The 16,107-nt window shown below is 60.3% G+C and carries 12 protein-coding genes and 1 pseudogene; 12 read left to right on the top strand and 1 reads right to left on the bottom strand.

Annotated features, from left to right (window positions below):
- Window positions 1–146 precede the first annotated feature (146 nt).
- Complete coding sequence (locus AKN84_RS05550) at window positions 147–6,050, top strand: AAA family ATPase (RefSeq protein WP_050419748.1); 5,904 nt, start codon at window positions 147–149, stop codon at window positions 6,048–6,050.
- Here AKN84_RS05550 and AKN84_RS05555 read toward each other — a convergent pair.
- Window positions 6,045–6,515, bottom strand: coding sequence for a response regulator transcription factor (locus tag AKN84_RS05555; protein WP_347337299.1), 471 nt, complete (start codon window positions 6,513–6,515; stop codon window positions 6,045–6,047). The genes AKN84_RS05550 and AKN84_RS05555 overlap by 6 nt on opposite strands.
- Window positions 6,516–6,664: 149 nt before the next feature.
- On the opposite strand from AKN84_RS05555, the gene AKN84_RS05560 reads away from it, so the two are divergent.
- The 11 genes and pseudogenes from AKN84_RS05560 (at window position 6,665) to AKN84_RS47185 (ending at window position 16,098) form a co-directional block, all read left to right on the top strand.
- On the top strand, window positions 6,665–7,291 hold the full coding sequence (locus tag AKN84_RS05560) for a response regulator transcription factor (RefSeq protein ID WP_050419749.1): 627 nt from the start codon (window positions 6,665–6,667) through the stop codon (window positions 7,289–7,291).
- Between the two features lie 341 nt (window positions 7,292–7,632).
- Window positions 7,633–8,076: a winged helix-turn-helix domain-containing protein gene (locus AKN84_RS05565; protein ID WP_128970467.1), complete on the top strand. Its 444-nt coding sequence runs from the start codon at window positions 7,633–7,635 to the stop codon at window positions 8,074–8,076.
- A 24-nt stretch (window positions 8,077–8,100) separates the two neighbouring features.
- The gene (locus tag AKN84_RS05570; protein WP_050419751.1) at window positions 8,101–9,930 is read left to right on the top strand and encodes an FUSC family protein; all 1,830 of its coding nucleotides are present in this window, start codon (window positions 8,101–8,103) and stop codon (window positions 9,928–9,930) included.
- Window positions 9,930–10,133: a DUF1656 domain-containing protein gene (locus AKN84_RS05575; protein ID WP_050419752.1), complete on the top strand. Its 204-nt coding sequence runs from the start codon at window positions 9,930–9,932 to the stop codon at window positions 10,131–10,133. Before AKN84_RS05570 ends, AKN84_RS05575 begins: the two co-directional genes overlap by 1 nt.
- Window positions 10,129–10,389: pseudogene (locus AKN84_RS05580) on the top strand (relaxase/mobilization nuclease domain-containing protein); the annotation flags it as partial. The gene AKN84_RS05575 and the pseudogene AKN84_RS05580, both read left to right, overlap by 5 nt.
- Before the next feature lie 470 nt (window positions 10,390–10,859).
- Window positions 10,860–11,486, top strand: coding sequence for a hypothetical protein (locus tag AKN84_RS05585; RefSeq protein ID WP_050419754.1), 627 nt, complete (start codon window positions 10,860–10,862; stop codon window positions 11,484–11,486).
- A gap of 64 nt (window positions 11,487–11,550) precedes the next feature.
- Complete coding sequence (locus AKN84_RS05590) at window positions 11,551–12,948, top strand: Dyp-type peroxidase (protein WP_050419755.1); 1,398 nt, start codon at window positions 11,551–11,553, stop codon at window positions 12,946–12,948.
- On the top strand, window positions 12,932–14,431 hold the full coding sequence (locus tag AKN84_RS05595) for a DUF4331 family protein (protein ID WP_050419756.1): 1,500 nt from the start codon (window positions 12,932–12,934) through the stop codon (window positions 14,429–14,431). The genes AKN84_RS05590 and AKN84_RS05595 overlap by 17 nt, the downstream gene beginning before the upstream one ends.
- Window positions 14,428–15,519 carry a tetratricopeptide repeat protein gene (locus AKN84_RS05605; protein WP_128970468.1) on the top strand — a complete coding sequence of 364 codons (1,092 nt, stop codon included), beginning with the start codon at window positions 14,428–14,430 and terminating at the stop codon, window positions 15,517–15,519. Before AKN84_RS05595 ends, AKN84_RS05605 begins: the two co-directional genes overlap by 4 nt.
- A gap of 19 nt (window positions 15,520–15,538) precedes the next feature.
- Complete coding sequence (locus tag AKN84_RS05610; protein ID WP_128970469.1) at window positions 15,539–15,925, top strand: EthD family reductase; 387 nt, start codon at window positions 15,539–15,541, stop codon at window positions 15,923–15,925.
- A complete protein-coding gene (locus AKN84_RS47185; protein WP_157863253.1) occupies window positions 15,922–16,098 on the top strand; it encodes a hypothetical protein in 177 nt (58 codons plus the stop codon). The genes AKN84_RS05610 and AKN84_RS47185 overlap by 4 nt, the downstream gene beginning before the upstream one ends.
- The last annotated feature ends 9 nt before the right edge of the window (window positions 16,099–16,107 follow it).

Genomic DNA, 16,107 nt, shown 5'->3' on the forward strand with positions numbered 1-16,107 from the left:
CGCGGAATTGCTGCGAAGGCGATCCGCGTATTTCGGATGGTGCAAGATCAAGGGACGGCTGGCATTTCTCAGCCATTGAGGTACGATTTTCTGCAGGGCGGAGAGGGGCCCGCGCATGCAACCTGGCCGACGCCGGAGTCTGACAGATGGTGCCGCATTCGCAGAACGTCGCGTACTCCGACGGTGGCTCCCAGGTCTTGTGGAAAGACAGCGAATGCGTGTTTTACCGCGGCTGGCGGCTCGACGATGAGGGCAAGCGGCACGCCGTGCTGCTCGTTGCTCCTGCCGCCGACCACCCGTCTCGTTCGACCCTCGATCACTTCAGTCACGAATACGAGCTGAGGGACGAACTCGACGGCACGTGGGCAGTGCGGCCATTAGAGCTCGTGCGCGAAGCCAATCGAACCGTGCTGGTGCTCGATGATGCGGGCGGCAAGCCGCTCGAGATGTTGCTCGGCGTACCCATGGATATCGGGCGCTTCTTGCGCCTCGGCGGCGCTATTGCCTCGGCCCTGGGTAAGCTTCACCAACGCGGGCTCCTCCACAAGGATATCAAGCCAGCCAATATCCTTCTCGATGAGACAACCGGCGAGGTGAGGCTGACCGGCTTCGGCATCGCCTCGCGCCTTTCGCGTGAACGCCAGTCGCCTCACCCTCCCGAGATGATCGCTGGCACGCTGTCCTACATGGCACCAGAACAGACGGGACGGATGAACCGGTCCATCGATTCCCGGAGCGACATCTACGCCCTTGGCGTCACCTTCTATCAAATGCTCACCGGTGCTTTGCCGTTTGCCGCAGCCGATCCCATGGAATGGGTGCACTGCCATCTCGCCAGGCGGCCGGCGCCGCCTGCCGAGCGGCTGAAAGAAATTCCTGGCGCCGTCTCGGCCATCGTTATGAAGCTGCTCGAGAAGAGGGCCGAAGATCGATATCAGACTGCCGCCGGCCTCGAAAGGGACCTTCGCCGCTGCCGGACCGAATGGGAGGCGGAGCGCCGGATCGACGACTTTCCACTCGGCCAATCCGACATGTCCGACCGGTTGCTGATCCCCGAGAAACTCTATGGGCGACAACGCGAGGTCGACACCTTGCTCGCCGCCTTCGATCGCGTCGTCAACAATGGAGTCCCGGAATTGGTCCTGGTCTCAGGCTATTCCGGCATTGGCAAGTCCTCGCTCGTCAATGAGCTGCAGCCGGTGCTGGTGCCGCCGCGCGGCCTTTTCGCTTCCGGAAAGTTCGATCAGTACAAACGCGACATTCCATACTCGACGTTGGCACAGGCGCTTCAGAGCCTGGTCCGGCCGGTGCTCGGTATGAGCGACGCCGACCTTGCGCCATGGCGCGACGCCTTGCAGGAGACCCTGGGACCTAACGCAGGGCTGATGGTGGATCTCGTTCCTGAACTGAAGCTCCTCCTTGGAGAGGTGCCGCCGGTCGTTGAGCTTCCGCCGCAGGACGCGCAACGACGCTTCCAGATGGTGCTTCGGCAGTTCATCGGTGTCTTCGCTCGGCCGGAACATCCTCTGGCGCTGTTCCTCGATGATCTGCAATGGCTCGACGCGGCGACGCTCGACCTTCTGGATGACCTCTTGAGCCGGTCTGAGCTTCGCAATCTTTTCCTCATCGGTGCCTTCCGCGACAACGAAGTCACCGCGGCGCATCCGCTCATGCGCAAGCTGGAGGCGATCCGGACGACCGGAAGGGTGCAGGACATAAAGCTCGCTCCGCTGACGACCGAAGATTTGGGCGAACTCGTCGCGGACTCGCTCCGCTGCGACGCGGCACACGCCGCCCCGCTGGCCGGGCTGGTGCACGCGAAGACCGATGGGAACCCGTTCTTCGTGATCCAATTTCTTCACGCCCTTGCTGGCGAAGGTCTTGTGGCCTTCGATCACGAGCAGGTTCGATGGTCTTGGGACCTCGAAGGCATCCATGCCAAACGGTACACGGAGAACGTCGTCGAGCTCTTGGCCGGGAAGCTGACGAGGTTGTCGGTGGGCGCGCAGGACGCGTTGCAGCAGCTTGCTTGCCTGGGCAATGTCGCCGACGTCGCAATGCTTTCGATCGTTATGGGAGCGCCCGAGGAAGAGGTGCACACGGCTCTGTGGGAGGCTCGGCACCAACAATTGATCGACCGCGTCGATCGCTCCTACAGATTCATTCACGACCGCGTGCAGGAAGCCGCATATGCGTTGATCCCGGAAAGGTCGCGCGCCCTTGCGCATTTGACAATCGGCCGGCTGCTGCTGGCGCAAACACCACCGGAAAAGCGTGACGAGACAATCTTCGAGATCGTCAACCAACTGAACCGCGGCGTGCCGCTGATCACGTCACAGGCCGAACGCGAGCAGCTCGCGGAGCTGAACCTGGCCGCGGGCAAACGCGCCATGGCGTCTTCGGCCTACGCCTCTGCGCTGACCTATCTTTCCGCCGGCGCGGCGCTGTTGCCGGAGGCCGCTTGGCAGCGGCGGCAGGAGCTGGCCTTTGCGTTGCAGCTGCACCAGGTCGACTGCGAGGTCTTTGGGGGCGCGCTACGGGCCGCCGAGCAGCGGCTGGCGGCGCTGGCGACGCGCACCGTCGACAACGTTCAACGATGCATCGTGGCACAGCGGCGCGTGGATCTGTACGTAATCCTTGGGGCGGCCGAGAGGGTGGTGCCGGTTGCCCTGGAATGCTTGCGGCATGTGGGCATCGATTGGTCGGCGCATCCCACTGAGGCGGAAGCGCGCCGCGAGTACGAGCGCATCTGGGTACTGCTCGGAGATCGCACGATCGAGGATCTTGTTGACCTGCCGCTGATCCAGGATCCGCAAGCCCGGGCGACGCTCGAGCTGCTCACCAGCCTGTTTCTACCAGCACTGTACACCGACCCGAACTTGCTCGCACTCAGCGCCTGCACTGCCGTCAATCTCAGCCTAGAGCACGGCAATAGTGACGGATCACTGGTGAACTACGTGGCAACGGCGATGTTCGCCGGCCCCCGCTTCGGCCACTACGTTGAAGGCTATCGATTTGTAAAGATGGCTTGTGATCTAGTCGAACGTCGCGGATTGACCCGCTTTGGGGCCCGAACCTATACATGCTTCGCGATTGTGGTCCCATGGACCCGACCGCTCAGAGAGGGCATCGATCCGTCACGTCGCGCCTTCCAGATGGCGAAAGATCACGGCGACCCGGCATATGCCTCACTCGCCTCCCGGGGTCTCAGCACCATTCTTCTTGCATCGGGCAATCCACTCGAGCAATTCGAGCGCGAAGCCGAGGACGCATTGGCATTCGTGCAGAGGTACGGATTTTTCCTTGACCGACTTTCCGCGCCTATCGCGCTCGCCCGGACGCTGCGCGGAAGAACCATGAAGTTCGGCTCCCTCGACGATGGTGGATTCACGGAGCGCTCCTTCGAGGAGCGCATCACGGGTCAACCCTCTCGCGTCTTTTTGGAGGGTTTCTACTGGATCCGGAAGCTCCAGGCGCGGTTCTTCGCCGGCGATTATGCATCAGCAATGGAGGCAGCGGAGAAGGTGGAGACATGGTACGCGACCTCGCCGGCGCTGTCTCTCTTTCCCGCCGAAAAGGGGGAATGCCATCTTTATGCTGGCCTGACCCGCGCCGCACGGTGCGAACCCCTGGGTCCCGACCCATACGCCAAGCATCGAGAAGCGCTTGCAGGGCACGAGCAACAGCTTCGGGCCTGGACGGTGAATTGTCCGCAGAACTCCGAGGACCGAGCAGCGCTGCTCGGCGCCGAGATTGCCCGTGTCGAGGGACGCCTTCTCGATGCGATGAACTTTTACGAGCGCGCTATCGCCTCCGCACGCGCCAACGGCTTTGTTCACAACGAGGCGCTTGCCTGCGAATTGGCTTCCCGCTTTTACGCGGCCCGTGGTTTCGAGAAGATCGCGAATACCTACCTGCAGGATGCGCGATCTTGCTATCTGCGTTGGGGGGCTGACGGAAAGGTACGGCAACTCGATCAGCTCCATCCACGGCTGAAGCAGGACGAGCGCGCGCCGAGTGCAGTGGACACGATCGAGGCACCTGTCGAAAAGCTCGATCTCGCGACCGTGATCAAAATGTCGCAAGCCGTTTCCGGCGAGATGGTTCTGGAAAAACTCATCGGCAAACTCATGCGCACAGCAATCGAGCAAGCCGGCGCCGAGCGAGGGCTGCTGATTACATCGAAAAGTGGAGATCTGTACATAGATGCGGAAGCGGCCACCCGCGGAAAGGATGTGATCGTGCAGTTGCGAGAGGGCGCTTACACTCCAGCCACGCTGCCGGAGGCGCTCGTTCGTTACGCAATGCGCACTCAAGAGACCGTGATTCTCGATGATGCATCGTCTCAGAATCCATTCACTACCGATCCCTACATCGCTCAGCATCGCGCCCGGTCTATTCTCTGTTTGCCACTGACCAATCAGGGAAAACTGATTGGCATTCTCTATCTCGAAAACAATTTGACGCCGCACGTTTTCACGCCTGATCGCGTCACGCTGCTGGAGGTGCTTGCATCACAAGCAGCAATTTCGCTGGAAAATTCGCGGCTCTATCACGACCTCGCGGATCGCGAAGGGAAGATTCGGCGTTTGGTCGATGCAAACATCATCGGGATTTTCGTTAGGGATCGCGAAGGGCGGATTGTTGAAGCCAATGACGCGTTTCTACGTATCGTAGGATATGACCGTGAGGACCTGGGTCGCCTGCATTGGACCGAACTGAGTACGCAGGAATGGCGCGAGCGCGACGAGATCACGCGGGCGCAACTGTACTCAACAGGGATCGTTCAGCCCTTCGAGAAGGAGTATGTTCGGAAGGACGGCAGCCGCGTTCCCGTGCTTATTGGCGCTGCGCTTTTCAAACAAGGCGGGGACGAGGGCGTCGCATTTGTCCTCGATCTGACCGAGCGCAAGCGGGCAGAGGAGGCGCTGCGTGACAGCGAGCGAAGTTTGCGGTCGGCAATTGACGGAATACCTGGTCTAGTTGCGGTTCTGGCCCCGAATGGTGAGCTCGAAGCCGTCAATCGCCAAATCCTTGAGTATGGCGGACAGTCGCTGGAGGAGTTGAGGAATTGGGCAACAAACGGGACGATACATCCCGACGATTTTCCCCATGTTTCCGAAGTGTTCACAAAATCGATCGCCGCCGGGATTCCGTACCATATCGAACAACGCATTCGACGTTTCGACGGGGAATATCGATGGTTTGACAACCGCGGCGTCCCAATTTGCGATGACTCTGGACGTATTATCCGCTGGTACGTTCTCCTGACGGATATCGAGGATCGCACGCAAGCGTTGGCGCGGGTGCAGCAGATGCAATTGGACTTCGCTCACATGAACCGCGTGAGCATGATGGGAGAACTGGCTGCCTCGCTGTCCCACGAAATTCTGCATCCGATCGGAGCCGCCCGCATCAATGCTTGGGCGGGGATGCGATTTTTGGAAACGATCCCGCCGAATTTGGATGAGGCCAGGGAAGCGTTCGCCTGTATTGAGAGGGATACGGACCGCGCCACTGATATCGTCGGACGGATCCGAAGCCAGATCAAGAAAGCACCTCCGCGAAAAGAGCTTTTTGACATCAATTACGCCGTCAACGAGGTGATTGTCATGGTGCGAAGCGCAATCGCCGAGAGTGGGGTCTCGGTCAGTACTCGCCTGATGGCTGGACTGGTTCCCGTTCAGGGCGATCGTGTTCAACTGCAGCAAGTACTGGTGAACTTGATCCTGAATGCGGTCGAAGCGATGAGCTCAGTTGAGGGCAGGCGAGAATTGTCGATCAGAACCGAGCAAGACGAAACCGACGGCATCCTCGTCGGAGTACACGATTCAGGGCCCGGCATTGATCCAGTAGAGTTCGATCGAGTTTTCGATCCGTTTTATACTACCAAGTCCAGCGGACTCGGGATGGGGCTGTCGATTTGCCAGACCATCATAAGCGGTCATGGCGGCCGACTGTGGATAAGCGCCAATGAGCCTCGGGGGGCTGTATTTCAGTTCACACTGCCGACAACCCATGAGAGCTCAGAAACCCAAAAAGATTCATGAATCGTCTTCGATCGGCGTTGCGGATTGTAGAGCCGAGCGCAAGCATCTCTCGAGGCAGTCTACATCCACTGGCTTGCTGAGGTAGCAAACGACCCCGTCCTTTAGGGACCGATCCCTGATGATGTCATCGGGGTAAGCGGTAACGAGAATCGTCGGGATCGCGTACCCTGTTTCGACCAAATGCCTGTGCAGCTCAACTCCAGTCATCCCAGGCATGTGAACGTCGGCGATCAAGCACGCGGCTTCAGACAAGAGATGCGATGCGAGAAAATCAGCTGCTGACGGGAACGTTTCGACAGTGTAGCCCAGCAACGTTACGAGTTTTCGCATTGCCTCGCGAAAGGGCGTGTCATCATCGACGATAGGTATCAATCTGCGGTTCAACATCGCGGCTTCCAGGCACTTCCACCATGCTGGCGAGGCAACACTTCGCGCAGCCTGCTTGGTTGCAAGTGTCAGGGACATTCGCCAATAACGCAATGCCGGTGCCCCTAAGCCGTGGCTTAGGCCCTTGGGCTATCCACTTAGGTAAAGATGCTGTTCATCCCAACTGATTGAGCGTAAAATAGTATCTCCGTTGGGACGAATGAGCCCCTGTAACGCGGGACACGGCAATGGGCGAGGCAAATCCTAATGTCTTGGTCATCGATGATGATTCCGAGTTTCGAAATGCGGTCGCGCGAGTGCTGCGGACAGTCGGCCTGCATGCCCGGGAGTTTTCGTCAGTTGCCGATTTCCTCGAGGCCGATCTACCGGATGGACCCACTTGCCTGATACTCGACGTGCGGATGCCTGGGCGAAGCGGCCTTGAGCTTCAGCGCGACCTTGCCGCCGCGAACAGGCAGGTGCCGATCATCTTCATTACAGCGCATGCCGACGTGCCGATGACGGTACAAGCGATGAAGGGTGGTGCGATAGAGTTCCTTACAAAGCCGTTCCGTGGTCAGGATCTGCTTGACGCTGTCGAGGCCGGCCTCGCTCGCGATCGTGCCCATCGGGAGAATGAAAGGATATTGGCTGCGCTCAGGGAGCGCTTCGATAAGCTCAGCCCACGCGAACGTGAAATCATGCTCCAAGTCCTGGCCGGTCGCGTAAACAAACAAATTGCCCACGATATCGGGCTCGCCAAATCCACAGTGAAGGTGCATCGTAGCAACCTGATGCGAAAGCTGAAGGCGCGTTCGCTTGCCGAGCTCGGACGGATGGCGAACATCCTGAATATAAGACCGCAGCAGCCATAGAGCCTCTAAGCCGGGCTCGAGGCCATCCTGTTCCGGTGCATTCGCGCGAGCGCGCGATCCATGCGCGCAAAGTCCCGTCTACGGCGTTTGCGACAGCGCTGATCGTCCGCCGTTACGTACTCATCCGGCTAACGGATGCGGTCTCGCGCCCGCGTTGTTCCTAAGTCACGGCTTAGCATGGGCCAGCCACAAGCGGACCTCACAGGACCCTGCGCGCAATTGAGCGCGGCACGCCAAACCGTCAAATTACGTTTCAAGAAACGGCGAATCCCCACACGCGAGGTTGCAATGCCCGCATTTGTCGGACTGCTCGGCGCATCCCGAACTCAATAGGAGCGAACATGGGTGAGGTTCTTCGATTTATTCCAAAATTGGGACTTAACGTAAGACGCGCCGTTCACCGTCAGGATATGGACAAGGCAATCGTCGAGAAGCGAACTGAATCCGCCGATGTCCCACCAACCAAAGTTTCCTTTGGACCGTTCTGTCTGCTCCCGACGCAGTTTCTCCTGCTGGAGGGCGACAAGGTGGTGCCTCTCGGAAGCCGTGCCCTGGAGCTCCTAATTGCTTTGCTTGAGCGCCGCGGTGAGCTTGTCAGCAAGCGAGACTTGACTGCTTGCGTTTGGCCTAATCTTTCCGTCGCCCCCTCCAACCTCACGGTCCACATGACTGCGCTGCGACGCGCGCTGCGCGACGGCCGGGACGGACATCGGTTCATCGTCAACATCCCCGGACGTGGCTACCGCTTCGTCGCCTCGGTCGATGTGTCTGGGCACGGAAACTGAACGCGAGTGGCGAGAGGCATTGCCGTGGTTGCGACAACAGCAGAGCAGCCGTTCACTATAGCGAAGATTCCGATCGGCTCCTGGAGCTTCGCCATCCGCGTCTGGCTGGCCATGATCCTGGCCTTGTTCGTGAGTTTTTGGCTGCAGCTTGAGGCGCCGCACACGGCGGCGGTCACCGTTGCAATTCTTGCCCAGCCGACCCGCGGTCAAGCGCTTGACAAGGCAGCCTTTCGATTGCTCGCCACTGTCGTGGGCGTGACAGCGTCAATCGCGATCACTGGCCTCTTCTCGCAGGCGAGGGATCTGATCCTCGCGGCGTTTGCCGTGTGGATTGGTGTTAGCGTCTTTGCGGCGAAGCTCTTAGACGGCTACCGGGCCTATGCCGCGGTGCTGTCCGGCTACACGGTCGCGTTTATTGCGACACAGCAGATAGACACCCCGCAGCACGTGTTTGAATCCGGCATGGCGCGCGGCGCCGCGATCGCGGTCGGCATTCTGTCGATCGCGGTGGTCAATACGTTGATGTTTGCTCCCGACCGTCAACCGCGGCTCGTAGCGCAGCTCGTGGCGACCCATCGCCGCGTTCGCGAGTATGCGACTGCGGCCCTCCGCGGCGAACCGGCCGAATCGACCACCTTCCTGGCGCTACTCCGGGACATCGTGACGCTCCGTCCCGAAATAGCGAGTGTGGCTCTCGAATCGAGCAGCGGCCCCGTTACGAGGGAAGCCGCCCGCAGCGTGGCTGTTGGTCTCGTCGCTGAACTGCTGGCGGCTCGGGTCTTCAACAATGGTCGTGTGCATGGACGCGACGTCGAGACCGAAGCCTCGGCACGGAGCGAGTTGCTTCGCCGGGACGAGGAGGTTCGACAAGATCTGCTGGCCCTGAGGTCAGCCAATTGGCCGGCGCGATTGTGGCGCGCGCCCTTGTATCGATCCTATCGATTTGCGGCCGAAAGCGGTGTCCGCGCCGCCCTATGGGTTGCAATTGCCGCGATTTTCTACGTTTGGGCCGGATGGCCTGCGGCGAGCGTTTCGCTGTCTTCCGTGATGGTGATTGTCGCATTTGGGGCTACAACACCGAACCCGCGCGGCCTCACCGCCCTCGCGCTCGTTTTTACGCCGATCATAGTTGTCCTGACCGGCATACTCGAGTTCTTCATCCTCGATGGCACCGACGCCTTCCCGCTGCTGGCCATCGGCCTTGCTCCTTTTGCGATCGGCGCAGCACTCCTCATGACCTCCAAAAACCTTCTGTGGTCATCGTTTGGTCACCTCAATCTAATTTTCACCGTGCTCATCCTCGCGCCGAGCAATCCGCAGACCTACAATCCGCAGGCCTTCCTCTTTGCCTCGTTCTTCATCATTGCGGCAGAGGGGCTGCTGCTCGCGGCACAGACGTTGATCCCTCCCGTCTCCGACGAGAAACGCAGGATGCGGCTACTCGCGGAGGCTCGAAGCGACCTGCAGGAGCCGGCCGGCAAGAACGGTGAAGCTGCGGAGGAAGCAGCGTTCCGGGATGCCTCGCGGATCGGGCAATTTCTCGCTGTTGGAGGAGCGCAGGACAGTCGCGCCCTTGCGGAAATGCTCTCTTGCTTCGACCAATCGACAATACTCCGGATTTGCGATGCGAAGCTGATGCAGGTCGCCGATGGGCCACTGGCACCACTGGCGGACGAAGCGCGCGCAGCGATCGTCGAACGAGATACAGCCACCCTACGGGCCATTGCGCGCGAGCTGCGAGAAACGGCCCCACAGAAAGACTCGATCGAAGCAGACGTTGCTGCGTGTCTTGTCCTGACGAGCAACATCGTTGACCGGAGCAGGGGCGTCGATTCCCCTCGGGAGGCAAGCTGATGGCGCACACCTTTCCAGAGCTGGCTATCGGAGGCGTCCTGTTGCCGCCGTTTCTAACCTATTTGGCGATGGCTCTCGTCGTCATCATTGTCCTGCGACCGCTTTTGCATGTCGTCGGCTTTGCGAAGATGTTCAGTCACGCCTCAGTCGCAGAGCTGAGTCTTTACGTAACAATTCTTGGCTTATTGATGCTGCTTTTCTAGAGGCGATGAACGGGGCAAGGCCTATTCCGCTTTCGAGAACGAGGCCGACGGCAAGGCGTTCGTGGAACGCGGCCGCGGAGATCGCCACCAGTTCCGGTTCATCGTCGCACCCGAGGATGCAACCGAGATGACTGACCTTCGCGGCTTCACCCGCGACCTCATGCGCCAGATGGAATTGGATCTCGCCACCCGCCTCGACTGGATCGCGGTCGACCATCACGACACCGGCCATCCTCACACCCACGTCATCGTCCGAGCGGATCACGTTTGATCCCGCCTGGAATTGCGCCCAATCTTTCATGAGCGCGCGCCGCTTCTCGAGCTTTCTCCCTCGTCGCCGCCTCGCTCGCCAACGCCGCGCAGGGTGAACGTGGGCGGTTCGGATGGCCGCACAGCGCGGGTTGGCACTGGTGGAAACATCGAGTTGAAAGCGCCTGGGCGCGAAGTGGAATGGTGTCGCGGCGGCGCAAGATGTCGCGAAGGGCGGCGTATCGCATCGCCTGAGAAATTCCAGCTGTCCGTTGATCCAGCCTGTCTGACCTACGTGGTCCCGCCTTCTCTCGTTAGCAACGATTCGGCACGATTGGCCGAGCTTCACTCGCAACGATGGCACATCTCTGTCATATCATTGCATGACGCTCATCATCGTCATGTTGGCCACGTCAATGCGAGACAAGGCAACTGTAACAGCAACCAAGTATCCAAACCGAAAGGAGAAAAACAGTGATGGCAACACGTACAGTAACTAAACCGGAAGATCAGACCTTCGAGCAGAAGATCCAGCGTGCGCGCGAGCTCTATGCGACCGGCTCGGAGGTGGGAAAAGCCGCATTGGAGGTCCTCATCCGCGACCTGAAGTCGGGAACGTCACGGCGCGAGCCGGCAACCCGGATGTCAAGCGCCGGCCGGATCGGCAACCGTCAGGGCAAGGTCTCGGAGCTGCTCGTCATCGCCCCATTGGCGCCCGGTGGGGCCGAGCGGCTACGCGCAATGCTGGAATTGCGTGACGGCGACTTCAGCGACACAGACAAGGTCGGCACCGTCCACGACATGCGCTTCCTGCTTCTGGACAACGAGACGAAGATGCTCTTCGCCACTGCCTACGACGGCGATTGGGATCCCTACATCGACGACTTCGCGGCAAAGATCCCGGACGGCCTTGACGTCCTCTTCGGGGGAATTTGGGAGGGTTGGCCAGGGATTCACAGCCCGAAGGTGAAGGACTGGATTGTAAGCCACCAGATCCCGGCAGTCGGGTGGTACGTCGCCCATCCGGACCTTACCGTGAAGGACATCACGCGCTTGAAGCGCCTCGGTAAGGCGGTAGACGAGTTCCTCGACAAGGTTCAATAGCCGCCGCTCATCGTTCGCTCAGAGTCCGGTCCGCAATGGACCGGACTCCTGAAAGGATGCTCGTATGTTGTCCCTCAAGGAATCTGCTGGTGAAGCTCTTTCGACGCCCTCGCCGGCGCTCGAAGTGAGCGACATACAGGCAACCGTCTTGCGCCCGCGCCCCAAACCATACTGTGGAGAATACGTCATTCTCCGCGTCGGCAACGCCGAGCAAGGACGGGAGATGCTGCGTCGGATCCTTCCTCACGTTGCGCCCGCCGACGAATGGTGGGTGCCATCCTTGCCGGGCTGGCTCGGGATTGCGTTCACGTTCGAGGGTCTCAAGGCGCTGGGCGTGCCGCAGTCTTCGCTCGACAGTTTTCCGATCGAATTCCGACAGGGGATGGCAGCGCGCGCGGAGACCCTGCATGATTTCGGTGCCAATGCGCCGGCCAATTGGGAATATCCGTTCGGCACACCGGACGTGCACATCGCCTTGGCGATATACGCAAAAACCAATCAAGACCTGCAGGAAGTCTTGGACATCGCGCGCAAGAGTCATCACGACCTCCCGCAAATTTCGGTCGTGTATCGTATGGAATTCGGCGAGCTGCCGGAAGGACGCAATCCTTTCGGCTTCAAGGATGGGCTGCACAATCCTCACGTCGAGGGAAGCGGACCAGCGCCAGCCGGCACAGAAGCACAGGTCAAGGCTGGCGAGTTCGTCATGAGCTATCCAGACGAGAAAGGGGAAACCGCCAACGTCCCGATTCCTCTGGAGCTGCGTCGCAACGGCACTTTCGTCGCGATCCGAAAATTCCACATGAACGTTGCCGCGTTTCGCCGATATCTACGCGCCGAGGCTTCGTCGCCGGAGGAAGAGGAGTTGATTGCCGCGAAAATGGTTGGCCGTTGGCGCAGCGGCGCGCCCCTGGTGCTGGCTCCGAACCATGATGATCCCGCACTGGGCGCGGATGGAAATCGCAACAATGACTTCAGCTACGCAAATGACATGAAGGGATTGAGTTGCCCGTTCAGCGCGCACATTCGCCGCGTGAATCCTCGCGATGCTCTAAAAGACGAAGTTGTCGCGGTCAATCTCCACCATTTCCTGCGCCGCGGCACGAACTACGGATCACCCTTGCCGGAAGGCGTGCTCGAAGATGACGGCGCTGAGCGCGGCGGCGTCTTCCTGCTGATCGGGGCGTATCTGCACCGGCAGTTCGAGTTCATCCAGTCACAGTGGATAACCGACGGCAACTTCATCAGCCACGGAACCGAGCAGGATCCGCTCATCGGCAACAACGATGGCGAGGGTGTTTTCACCATTCCCAGAGCTCCGGTTCGGCGACGCCTGAAGGGGGTGCCGCGCTTCGTTTCTGTTCGTGGTGGCGAATACTGCTTCATGCCGGGACTGCGCGCGCTGCGGTGGATCGCAGACTTAAAGCCGATGATGGAGGCTGACAATGTCCGATCACGTTGACGGTCCGCGGTCGATTGGCGATCCCTCGGCCGATATAACCGACCTGTTCGCGTTCACGAGTCCAGATAACCCGACGCGCACGGTCCTGGCCGTAGATGTGTTCCCGTCTGCCGGCGAAGATGCAATATTCTCTAACATCATCAAGTACTCGATCGCCGTTCGCCGCGTAACCGTTGTAGGCGTTGGTAACAGCGCGAAGTTTCAGCCCGCAGACGACGAGTTCCGCTTTAGTTTCCGGTTCGACGTCCTGAAGCGCGATGCCGCAGGGAAAGCGATCCAGCTCGGCCTTTGCACACTGCCGGGCGGCCGCGAGCTGTCGCTCACCGTGGGCGACGAGAAGGGGGCGTCAACGCCGGAGGGCGATGTCCGCGTGTTCGCCGGGCTGCGCTCCGACCCTTTCTACCTCGCCTGGGACGTCGCGGAGCTCACGAAGCTTCCAAACCTGCTGCAGCACACTAACGTTCTTTGTATCGTCGTCGAGTTCGACACGCGCCGCGTGCTCGACACCACAAAGGGCTCGTTGTTCGGCGCTATCGCGGAGACCGTCCCGCCGCAGCAGCGAAGCCTCATCGCACCTCCAATCGCCCGCATCGATTGGATCGGACGTCCCGAGCAGACGAATATCCGGCTTAACAACCCGGCGCTATCGGCAATCCAGGATTTGCGCGATCTGTGGAATCAGCAGACGCCCTTTGCGGTTTCGAAGGAGCTGCAATCACTGTTCTTGCAGCGACTGAAGGACAGCCTCGCCAACTGGGACATGCACGATGGCAAGGCCGATTGGACGCCCGAAGCGCTTGCCGCGAACGCTAATGTTTTCCTCGACGATTTTCTGCTGTTCGACGTGGCTAAGCCGATCAACGACGAAAGCCACCTCGAGATTGAGAAGAGCACGATCAACGGGCTTCCCTACCAAACGGGAGGAGGTCGCACGGTCGACGCGAATTCGATCGACATCCTGCTCACCTGGCTCGTCAATCGAGATCGGGAGTTCCTCCAGGGCGGTGCGACCGGGGCGACGAAGCCTGGCATGAAGAGTTTTCCATATTTCGCGACGCCGAACACGGAACTACAGACCGTTGCCGAATCCGTTGAGCTCGCGGCGACGCCCGACGACGTGTGGTCGTTGATCGGACAGTTCGGCGGCGCCTGGCATCCCCTGACCGCGAGAGTCAACTTGACCGGCGCAGGCATCGGTCAGCTCCGCACCATCCAGACGGTCGACGGCCAGAAAATTGTCGAACGGCTCGAGGCGATCGACGACGCGAAGCGGTTCCTCCGCTACACGAACATCGCTGGGATGGCCGCTTCCCAATACAGCGGCACACTCGAGGTAAAGCCGAAAGGCAGCGGCTGCGTCGTCGATTGGCGCGCGCAATTCCTGACATCCGATAAGACCGACAGGGCCGTGAAAGTCATCGTGACGACGTTATTCAAGGCCGGCCTCGAAAGTCTGAAGCCGCGTTTCGGAGTCGCGAAATGACTGCATTCGTGGAACATGACAATCCCGGCCCATTCGCGACCGACGGCGAAATCGCCGCGATCAACCTGGAGAGCGCCCGCTGTGGTGCATGGGCACGTTTCGCGCAAGACCCGCGCCTGCCGGGCGTGGCTGAAGAGATTGTTGCTAATGAGCGTCTGGCTTCCCAGTTTTTAGGCGATCTGGACGTGCTCGACCGTCTGGATACGCTCGCCTTGCAATTCGAACGCGCAGACGGATCGTCTCGAGCGCTCCTTGTTCAAGCCGAGGTAGCTTCGACAGCGCATCGCTTCGACGATGCTCGTGTCTACCTCGCGCGCGCCGTGCGGATGGGCGCGCCCCGCGAGGCGATCGAGCGCCAAGTGTTGACAATCGATCAGGCCTGTGGCGTGGAGCTCGATGCAGTACTCGCGGCTCGCCACGGGTTCGCAACGGCGAGCGGCCGGCTCGAAGACCTCGTGCCTCTCGGCGCCGTGCTTGCCGATCTCGAGCGCTTCGCCGAAGCCGACGCGGTCTATCGGCAGGCGTTCTCCTCATACGATGATGTTTCGCCGTTCCCGCTGGCGTGGGTCTGTTTTCAGCTCGGCCTGCTGTGGGGCGAACTCGTGCCCATACCGGACCCGAGCCTTGCGGCGTTCTGGTATCGACGCGCGATAGCTTACTTGCCCGGCTATGTGAAGGCGCGTGTGCACCTGGCGGAAATTTGCGCGAGCGAAGGCCGCACCGGCGACGCGGAAGCGTTGCTCTTGCCGGCGCTTTCGAGCCGCGATCCGGAGGTCCGCTGGCGTCTTGCCGATGTGCTGGTTGCGCAAGGCAGACTCGAGGAGGCCGAGAGGCAGCTCGATGCCGCGCGGTCCGGCTTCGATCAGCTTCTTGAGGGACATCTGCTCGCCTTTGCGGACCACGCCGCGGAGTTCTACGCCGGCAGCGGCAACGATTGCCGGCGGGCGCTCGAGCTCGCGCGCACGAATGTCGCCAATCGTCCTACGCGCCGTGCGCTCAAGCAGGCGCATGCCATCGCGGTGATTGCCGATGAGCCTGGAGCCGCAAGCGATCCACACGAAGCGCTCAGCGCAGGAGCCTCCGTATGACAATCTCCAGGAGAACACGATGATCAAAGTTAGCGTCATGTACCCGAACAAACCGGGTGCACGGTTCGACCACGATTACTACCGCACCAAACACCTGCCGCTCATTAAGGCCAGGATGGGTGCGGCCTTGAAGTACTACACCATCGACAAGGGGCTCTCGGATCGGGACGGAAGAGCTCCGGGCGCATATGTCGCCATGTGCCACCTGCTGTGTGACTCGCTTGACGAGTACCAGTCGTCGTTTGGACCGCATGCCCACGAGATCGACGGAGACATACGCAACTTCACTGATGTGACGCCGATCATTCAGATCAGTGAGGTGGTGGTCGAGAACTCTGCAAAGGGCGAGACCGAGACACTGCGTCGAAGCTTGTCGCCAAACATGTCCGATCAGGTGATCCCATGAAAAGAGTCATCGCACTTCTGTCTGCATTCAGCATGCCGGCGCAGGCACATGAATCACTCCTGCCACATGTGCATCCGCACGGAATGAGCATGTTGCCGGGGATCGACGCCGTCGGATGCGCGCTGCTCGTCGTTGCGTTGATTGCCTATTGGCGATTCGTGCGCGCGCCCTAAACGCGAGTG

Source organism: Bradyrhizobium tropiciagri (genome assembly GCF_001189845.1).
Taxonomy (GTDB): domain Bacteria; phylum Pseudomonadota; class Alphaproteobacteria; order Rhizobiales; family Xanthobacteraceae; genus Bradyrhizobium; species Bradyrhizobium tropiciagri.